The following is a 2,616-nucleotide window of genomic DNA, read 5'->3' as shown; positions in this document are numbered from 1 at the left end:
TTTGATGTCTGGCAGTTCCCTACTCTCACATGGGGAGACCCCACACTACCATCGGCGCTACGGCGTTTCACTGCTGAGTTCGGCATGGGGTCAGGTGGGACCACCGCGCTATTGCCGCCAGACAAATTCGGTTTCGTTCCCGTTCGCGTCGACACCGCAAACCAGAACTGCAATCTTGAACAAGCTGATTTTTTCGCACCACTCTATCTCGTGCGCTTCAACAATTCGTCTCTTCGTCTCTCTAAAACACCTTCGGTGTTGTCAGGTTAAGCCTCACGGTTCATTAGTACTGGTTAGCTCAACGTATCGCTACGCTTACACACCCAGCCTATCAACGTCTTCGTCTTAAACGTTCCTTTAGGACCCTTAAAGAGTCAGGGAAGACTCATCTCAAGGCAAGTTTCCCGCTTAGATGCTTTCAGCGGTTATCTCTTCCGCACTTAGCTACCGGGCAGTGCCATTGGCATGACAACCCGAACACCAGCGGTGCGTCCACTCCGGTCCTCTCGTACTAGGAGCAGCCCCTTTCAATCTTCCAACGCCCACGGCAGATAGGGACCGAACTGTCTCACGACGTTCTAAACCCAGCTCGCGTACCACTTTAAATGGCGAACAGCCATACCCTTGGGACCTACTTCAGCCCCAGGATGTGATGAGCCGACATCGAGGTGCCAAACACCGCCGTCGATATGAACTCTTGGGCGGTATCAGCCTGTTATCCCCGGAGTACCTTTTATCCGTTGAGCGATGGCCCTTCCATTCAGAACCACCGGATCACTAAGACCTACTTTCGTACCTGCTCGAGCCGTCACTCTCGCAGTCAAGCTGGCTTATGCCTTTGCACTAACCGCATGATGTCCGACCATGCTTAGCCAACCTTCGTGCTCCTCCGTTACGCTTTGGGAGGAGACCGCCCCAGTCAAACTACCCACCAGACACTGTCCGCACCCCGGTTCACGGGGCAACGTTAGAACATCAAACATTAAAGGGTGGTATTTCAAGGTTGGCTCCATGCAGACTGGCGTCCACACTTCAAAGCCTCCCACCTATCCTACACATCAAGGCTCAATGTTCAGTGTCAAGCTATAGTAAAGGTTCACGGGGTCTTTCCGTCTTGCCGCGGGTACACTGCATCTTCACAGCGAGTTCAATTTCACTGAGTCTCGGGTGGAGACAGCCTGGCCATCATTACGCCATTCGTGCAGGTCGGAACTTACCCGACAAGGAATTTCGCTACCTTAGGACCGTTATAGTTACGGCCGCCGTTTACTGGGGCTTCGATCAAGAGCTTCTCCTTACGGATAACCCCATCAATTAACCTTCCAGCACCGGGCAGGCGTCACACCGTATACGTCCACTTTCGTGTTTGCACAGTGCTGTGTTTTTAATAAACAGTTGCAGCCAGCTGGTATCTGCGACTGGCTTCAGCTCCATGGGTAAACCACTTCACCTAATGCCAGCGTGCCTTCTCCCGAAGTTACGGCACCATTTTGCCTAGTTCCTTCACCCGAGTTCTCTCAAGCGCCTGAGTATTCTCTACCTGACCACCTGTGTCGGTTTGGGGTACGATTAATGATAATCTAGAGCTTAGAGGCTTTTCCTGGAAGCGGGGCATGAGCTACTTCGCCACCGTAGTGACTCGTCATCAGACCTCAGTGTATAGCGAACCGGATTTGCCTAATTCACCCACCTACATCCTTAAACCGGGACAACCGTCGCCCGGCCAGCCTAGCCTTCTCCGTCCCCCCATCGCAATTATCACCAGTACAGGAATATTAACCTGTTTCCCATCGACTACGCATTTCTGCCTCGCCTTAGGGGTCGACTCACCCTGCCCCGATTAACGTTGGACAGGAACCCTTGGTCTTCCGGCGTGCGGGTTTTTCACCCGCATTATCGTTACTTATGTCAGCATTCGCACTTCTGATACCTCCAGCATGCCTCGCAGCACACCTTCACAGGCTTACAGAACGCTCCCCTACCCAACAACATTTACATGTCGCTGCCGCAGCTTCGGTGCATGGTTTAGCCCCGTTACATCTTCCGCGCAGGCCGACTCGACCAGTGAGCTATTACGCTTTCTTTAAATGATGGCTGCTTCTAAGCCAACATCCTGGCTGTCTGAGCCTTCCCACTTCGTTTCCCACTTAACCATGACTTTGGGACCTTAGCTGGCGGTCTGGGTTGTTTCCCTCTTCACGACGAACGTTAGCACCCGCCGTGTGTCTCCCGTGATAACATTCTTCGGTATTCGTAGTTTGCATCGGGTTGGTAAGTCGGGATGACCCCCTAGCCGAAACAGTGCTCTACCCCCGAAGATGAGTTCACGAGGCGCTACCTAAATAGCTTTCGGGGAGAACCAGCTATCTCCCGGTTTGATTGGCCTTTCACCCCCAGCCACAAGTCATCCGCTAATTTTTCAACATTAGTCGGTTCGGTCCTCCAGTTAGTGTTACCCAACCTTCAACCTGCCCATGGCTAGATCACCGGGTTTCGGGTCTATACCCTGCAACTCATTCGCCCAGTTAAGACTCGGTTTCCCTACGGCTCCCCTATTCGGTTAACCTTGCTACAGAATATAAGTCGCTGACCCATTATACAAAAGGTACGCAGTCA

The 2,616-nt window shown here is 52.6% G+C and carries 2 rRNA genes; both read right to left on the bottom strand.

The window, feature by feature from the left end:
- Positions 1-6: 6 nt before the first annotated feature.
- Positions 7-122, bottom strand: a 5S ribosomal RNA gene (rrf, locus tag PSF11_RS21100).
- A 140-nt stretch (positions 123-262) separates the two neighbouring features.
- Positions 263-2,616: ribosomal RNA gene (locus PSF11_RS21095) — 23S ribosomal RNA — on the bottom strand; the annotation flags it as partial.

It is taken from the genome of Providencia sp. PROV119, assembly GCF_028482435.1.
Lineage (GTDB): Bacteria > Pseudomonadota > Gammaproteobacteria > Enterobacterales > Enterobacteriaceae > Providencia > Providencia stuartii.
This window is presented reverse-complemented; position numbering and strand designations above follow the sequence as displayed.